Source organism: Arenibaculum sp. (assembly GCF_035998295.1).
Lineage (GTDB): Bacteria > Pseudomonadota > Alphaproteobacteria > Azospirillales > Azospirillaceae > DASYHS01.
In genome coordinates, this window is sequence record NZ_DASYHS010000231.1 from 1 (window position 1) to 5,383 (window position 5,383).

The 5,383-nt window shown below is 72.4% G+C and carries 6 protein-coding genes and 1 pseudogene; 2 read left to right on the top strand and 5 right to left on the bottom strand.

Annotated elements, in window-relative coordinates:
* Together VGO20_RS22200 and VGO20_RS22205 are read left to right on the top strand one after the other, a co-directional pair.
* The coding region (locus VGO20_RS22200; protein ID WP_327504570.1) for a 3-keto-5-aminohexanoate cleavage protein at positions 1–622 on the top strand (622 nt) is incomplete at its 5' end.
* A gap of 82 nt (positions 623–704) precedes the next feature.
* Positions 705–899: a hypothetical protein gene (locus VGO20_RS22205; protein ID WP_327504571.1), complete on the top strand. Its 195-nt coding sequence runs from the start codon at positions 705–707 to the stop codon at positions 897–899.
* On the opposite strand, the gene VGO20_RS22210 is transcribed toward VGO20_RS22205, so the two are convergent.
* From VGO20_RS22210 to VGO20_RS22230, 5 genes and pseudogenes are all read right to left on the bottom strand, one after another.
* Complete coding sequence (locus VGO20_RS22210; protein ID WP_327504572.1) at positions 889–2,349, bottom strand: hybrid sensor histidine kinase/response regulator; 1,461 nt, start codon at positions 2,347–2,349, stop codon at positions 889–891. The two genes, VGO20_RS22205 and VGO20_RS22210, sit on opposite strands and share 11 nt — an antisense overlap.
* A gap of 130 nt (positions 2,350–2,479) precedes the next feature.
* A pseudogene (locus VGO20_RS28655) lies at positions 2,480–3,901 on the bottom strand (cache domain-containing protein); the annotation flags it as partial.
* The gene (locus VGO20_RS22220) at positions 3,885–4,148 is read right to left on the bottom strand and encodes a hypothetical protein (RefSeq protein WP_327504574.1); all 264 of its coding nucleotides are present in this window, start codon (positions 4,146–4,148) and stop codon (positions 3,885–3,887) included. The gene VGO20_RS22220 and the pseudogene VGO20_RS28655, both read right to left, overlap by 17 nt.
* Before the next feature lie 95 nt (positions 4,149–4,243).
* The gene (msrP, locus tag VGO20_RS22225) at positions 4,244–5,203 is read right to left on the bottom strand and encodes a protein-methionine-sulfoxide reductase catalytic subunit MsrP (protein ID WP_327504575.1); all 960 of its coding nucleotides are present in this window, start codon (positions 5,201–5,203) and stop codon (positions 4,244–4,246) included.
* Positions 5,204–5,261: 58 nt separating this feature from the next.
* On the bottom strand, positions 5,262–5,383 hold a 122-nt coding region (locus VGO20_RS22230), incomplete at its 5' end, for a ferritin-like domain-containing protein (protein WP_327504576.1).

Genomic DNA, 5,383 nt, shown 5'->3' on the forward strand with positions numbered 1-5,383 from the left:
CGGCGGGCGCATGGTGGTGCAGATCACGACCGAGGCCGTGGGCCGCTACGCGCCGGACGAACAGATGGCGGTGGTCCGGGCGGCCAGGCCCGAGGCGGTGTCGCTGGCGCTGCGCGAGCTGGCGCCCGCCCCGGACGCGGAGCCGGCGTTCCTCGACTTCATGGCCTGGATGCGGTCCGAACGCATCGCGGCGCAGGTGATCCTGTACGACCGCACCGACCGCGACCGGCTGGCCGGCCTCGCGCGGGCGGGACTGCTGCCGGAAGGCGGCTGGACCGTGCTCTACGTGCTCGGCCGCTATGCGGCCGGCCAGCGCTCCGAGCCGCGGGACCTGTTCGGCTTCCTCGACGAGGACGGCCGGTCGCCCTTCCCGGACTGGATGGCCTGCGCCTTCGGCCCGGCGGAAGTGCGGTGCCTGACGCTGGCGGCCCTGCTGGGCGGCGACGTGCGCACCGGGTTCGAGAACAACCTCCACCTCCCCGACGGCGGCATCGCGCCCGACAATGCCACGCTGGTCGCCAACCTCGCCACCGCCCTAGGCGCGTTGGGCACCACCCTCGCCGATGCCGACGACGTCCGCGAGCGCTGGCTGGGGCCGGTCCAGCCGACCATCCGGGACTGACGCGGCGCGAGGCCACGCCTCGCCAAACTGCCTCCTTCGTGCTAAATCCTTCGGGGAAACTGCACCAGAAGGATGCACAGACATGATCTCGGCGAACGCGATCAGCCTCTATTCCCCGGCCGCCCCCGTGCAGGCGCCGGTCAAGCCGGCGGCAACGCCCCAGCCCGCGGCCACCCCGCAGCCTGCAGCCGCGACGGAGGTCCAGACCCGCGACGCCGTCCAGGCCGGCGCCGCGCCTTCCGGCAGCCGCGGGACGCAGCTCGACATCAGGGTCTGACCGCCGCCCCCGGAGGCTCGCAGACGCGCGCCAGGACGCGGCGCAGGTCGTTCGGCGCCACCGGCTTGTGCAGCAGGCTGAAGCCGGCGCACCGCGCCTCGGCCGCCCGCTCCGGCGCCGTGTCCCCGGTCAGGACGATGCCCGGGACCTGATCGCCGCACAGGTTGCGCACCCGGCGGATCACGTCGGCGCCCGAGCCTTCGCCCTGGAGCCGGTAGTCGGCCAGGACGGCGTCGGGACGGACGGCGCCGCCCTGCACGAGCCCTGCCGCCTCCTCGCAGGACCGCGCGGCGAGCACGTCGTACCCCCAGCCTTCGAGCAGCATGCACATGCCGTCGAGCACGGCCTGCTCGTCGTCGACCACCACGATCAGGCCGCGATGGGCGGGGGGCGGCTCCTCGACACGGGCCGGGGCCGGAGCCGGGGCCGGCGCGCGCCGGGGCGCCAGCGGCACCTCGACCGTGAAGACGGATCCCCGTCCCGGCTCCGAACGGACGCCGGTCGCATGCCCGAGCAGACGGCAGAGGCGGCGCACGGTCGCAAGCCCGAGGCCCAGCCCCTGCCCCCGGGTGCCGGGAGACTGCGTGTTCACCTGGTGGAACTCGTCGAACACCGCCTCCAGCTCCCCCTCGGGAATGCCGATGCCGGTATCGACGACCTGGATCGACAGGCCGCCCCGGCGCTGCCGGCAGCCGACCAGGACGCGCCCGCCCGGCGTGTAGCGCAACGCGTTCTCGATCAGGTTGCGCAGGATGCGCTCGAGCAGGGCCGGGTCGCTGCGCACCCAGGCGTCGCAGGCCACCAGCTTCAGCTCGAGCCCCTTGGCCCGGGCCCGAAGCGCGTATTCGGCGCCGAGGCGCTCGATCAGCGGCCCGATCGGGAACTCGGACGGCCGGGGCCGGACGACGCCGGCATCGAGCCGCGAGATGTCGAGCAGACCGTCCAGCAGCTGGCGCAGGGCGTCCAGCGCCTCGTTCATGTTGGCCACGAGGACGGCGGCCGGATGCCCCCGGAGCCGTTCGGACAGGCCGGCCGAGAACAGCAGCAGCGACTGCACGGGCTGGCGCAGGTCGTGGCTCGCGGCCGCGAGGAACTTGGACTTGGTCAGGTTGGCGCGTTCCGCCTCGGCCCGGGCGGCTTCCGCCTCGTCGCGCGCCGCCCGCAACGCCTCCTCGGCCTGGCGGCGGTGCGTCGCGTCGCGCAGGATGCAGGTGAAGAACCGCTGTTCGCCGTCGTGCCAGTCCGCCACCGACAGTTCCAGCGGCACCGCCGACCCGTCCGAGCGGCGGCCTTCGACTTCCCGCCCGAAGCACGCCGAAGGCGGGCCCGGCTCGCCGGGCAGCAGCACGTCGATCCGGTCGCCGATCAGGGCGCCCGCCGAGGAACCGAAGATGCGCTCGGTCGACCGGTTGCAGGAGCGGATGAGGCCCGACTGGTCGACCAGCACCATCGCGTCCGCGGCCGTGTCGACGATGGGCCCTGTGGCGGGCCTCCGCCCGCCGGATCTCGCGTTCCTGCGCCTTGCGGGCCGAGATGTCCTGGAGGTGGATCGCCAGCCCCTCCCGGGTGGGAAAGGCGCGGACGGCGAACCAGACGCCGGTGGCGCCGGAGAACGCCTCGAACTCCGTCGGCCGCTGGATCGACACCGCGGCGCGGTACCGCCGCTCGAAGGCGGTCCCGTCCATCTCGGGGAAGGCCTCCCACAGCAGGGCCCCGGGGGCGGCGCGGCAGTCGCCGAAGAACAGCCGGGCGCGGTCGTTCAGGAAGCTGATCCGCCATTCGCCGTCGACCTCGATCACGCCGTCGGACGTGCTCGCCAGCACCGCCGCCATGCGCCTCTCGGCCTCGTGCGCGGCCTCGCGGATGCGCTCGCGGTCCTCGAGCGCCGCCGCCATGCGGTCGAATGCCGATCCCAGCATCGCGATCTCGCCGACGTCGCTGCGCAGGTCCGCGCGCGCCGAATAGTCGCCGTCCCGCCAGCGGCCGGCCGCCGCCATCAGCCGCGAGGCCGGCCGCCGGATGAAATGGTTCACGCCGAGCGACGCCACGGCCAGCATCGCCACAACGTCCAGCAGGGTCAGCAGAAGGCCGCGGCGCGTCGCGCGGTCGATGACGGAGAATGCCGACGCCTCGTCGATGCCGACCGCGACGAACACCTCGTCCAGGCCGGTGGCGATGGGCGAGAACGCGATCACGCGATCGACCCCGTCGAGCCCGGTCCGCTCGACCACGCCGCGGTCGGCCGCACCGAGCAGCTCCAGGTAGTCCTGCGGCAGCCGCGCCCCCGCCCATTGCTCCGAGGCGGGCAGGCGCGCGACGACCGTACCGTCGCGGTCGGCGAACGTCACCGTCGCGTTCTCGGGCAGCGGCATGGCGGCGAAATGGGCCTCGAGCCAGGACAGGCCGAGCGACGCCGACACCACCCCCGCGACCGAGCCCCCCTCGTCCTGGTAGGGCTTCGCGAAGACGATCGCAGCACTCCCGTCCTCGTTCCGGACGAAGCGGCTGACGGAGCCCGGCTCCGGGCCGGGGCCGCCGCCCCGCATGGCCCGGCGGAAATCGTCCCGCTCGGCGATCTCCTGCCCGAGCATCCCGGTCGCGCTGGAGCACAGGACCCGCCCCCGGCGGTCGGTGGCGAGGATGGAGAGGTGCTCGGGCAGGCGCAGCCCGACGCGCTGAAGATAGGCCTGGCAGCCGGCGGCGTCCCCGGCATGCAGGACGTCCGTTTCGGCCAGGCCGTCTAGCAGGAGATGGATACCCTCGGCGATCCGCTCCTGCTCGCCCTCGATCGACGCCAGCAGGCGCATGGCGTCCTGGCGCACGCCCTCCTCGGCATCCTGCCGCAGCATCGCGCCGTTGCCGAGATGGGCGGCGATCGAAGGCGACACCGCGAGCACGATCAGAAGTGCCAGACGTGCACGCAGGCTCGTCACCATCCCGCGCAGACCGGCCCGGAGCGGCCGTGCCCGCGCGACGCCGCACCCATCAGTCGGCGCCAGCATCCCGGTACAGCCGGGAGCGGAGCTGGGCCGCGACCGCCCGCCGGTCGACCAGCTCCATCTCGTCGACGTCGACGATGCCGGCCTGCTTCAGGGCACGCAGAAGCAGCCCGCGGAGGGTCACGCCCTCCGACTCGGCGCGGCGGCGGATCGCCCGCTTCAGGTTCGGCGGCACCATGATCGCGAGCTGGACCTCGCGGTCGGCCGAGTTGAGCGCGGCGGGCTGCGGAAAGCGTTCGTCGTGGGCCATCTGCTGCAGACTTCCTAGGTTCGATGATTCGAACCCTAGGCAGTTATAGTTAAAGAGGTATTAACCATAACTGGACGCGATCGGCCCCTTGACGCTCACATGAACAGCGCCTCGCCCTCCATGCCGGCGTAGAGGCCGGCGACCCACTCGCCGTAGCCGTTGTAGATCCGGGTTGCCAGCATCTCGTCGGTGCCGAGCATCCGCTCCTGGGCCTGGCTCCAGCGCGGATGGGGGACGTCGGGATTGACGTTGGCCCAGAACCCGTACTCGCCGGGGCCGACCGTCTCCCAGAAGCTGACCGGCCGCTCCTCGGTGAACGTGAAGCGGGCGAGCGACTTGACCGACTTGAACCCGTATTTCCACGGGACGGCGAGACGCAGAGGCGCCCCGTTCTGCGGCGGCATGGGCTTGCCGTAGAGGCCGGTGGCGATGAAGGCGAGCTCGTTGGTCGCCTCGGCCATGGTCAGGCCCTCGACATAGGGCCAGGGATACCAGAACTGCCGCTGGCCGCGCGCCTGGTCCGGGTCCAGGAACGTCTCCATGCGCAGGTACTTCGCCGAACCGAGGGGACGGGCGAACTCGACCAGGCTGCGCAGCGGGAACCCGCTCCAGGGCACGGCCATCGCCCAGGCCTCGACGCAGCGGTGACGGTACAGCCGCTCCTCGACCGGCATCGCCTTGAGCAGCTCGTCGAAGCCGACCTCGCGCTCCTGCTCGACCAGCCCGTCGAACCGCACCGTCCAGGGGCTGACCTTCAGGTTCTGGGCCTGGCGCCAGATGTTCTTCTGCGAGCCGAACTCGTAGAAATTGTTGTAGGTCGTCACCAGCTGCTCGTCGGTGAGCGGGCGGTCGAGCGTGAACTCGGGATTGCGCGGCGCGGAAGCGGTGCCGGTGCCTGTGCCCGCGTCCTGCGCCATCGCTGCCATCGGCCCCGCGATCGACGCGAGCCCCACGAACCCGGCGGCCTTCAGGAGGCTGCGGCGGTTGAGGAAGACGTGCTCCGGGGTCGCCGCCGATTCGGGCAGTTCCCAGCCATGCCTGCGCCTGATCGGCATCGTCGGATCTCCTTCTTGCGCAGCGTCGGCCCCGCGCAGCCGCGGGGCCGTACCGGTGCTATTCGAGCATGCTGCGCAGCATCCACGCGGTCTTCTCGTGGATCTGCATGCGCTGGGTCAGCAGGTCGGCGGTCGGCTCGTCGTTCGCCTTCTCGGCCAGCGGGAAGACCTGCCGGGCGG

Bases quoted from the DNA above. Each gene is read 5' to 3' on its own strand.
- VGO20_RS22210 (WP_327504572.1), bottom strand. From the start codon at position 2,349: ATGGTGCTGGTCGACCAGTCGGGCCTCATCCGCTCCTGCAACCGGTCG.
- VGO20_RS22205 (WP_327504571.1), top strand. From the start codon at position 705: ATGATCTCGGCGAACGCGATCAGCCTCTATTCCCCGGCCGCCCCCGTG.
- msrP (WP_327504575.1), bottom strand. From the start codon at position 5,203: ATGCCGATCAGGCGCAGGCATGGCTGGGAACTGCCCGAATCGGCGGCG.
- VGO20_RS22220 (WP_327504574.1), bottom strand. From the start codon at position 4,148: ATGGCCCACGACGAACGCTTTCCGCAGCCCGCCGCGCTCAACTCGGCC.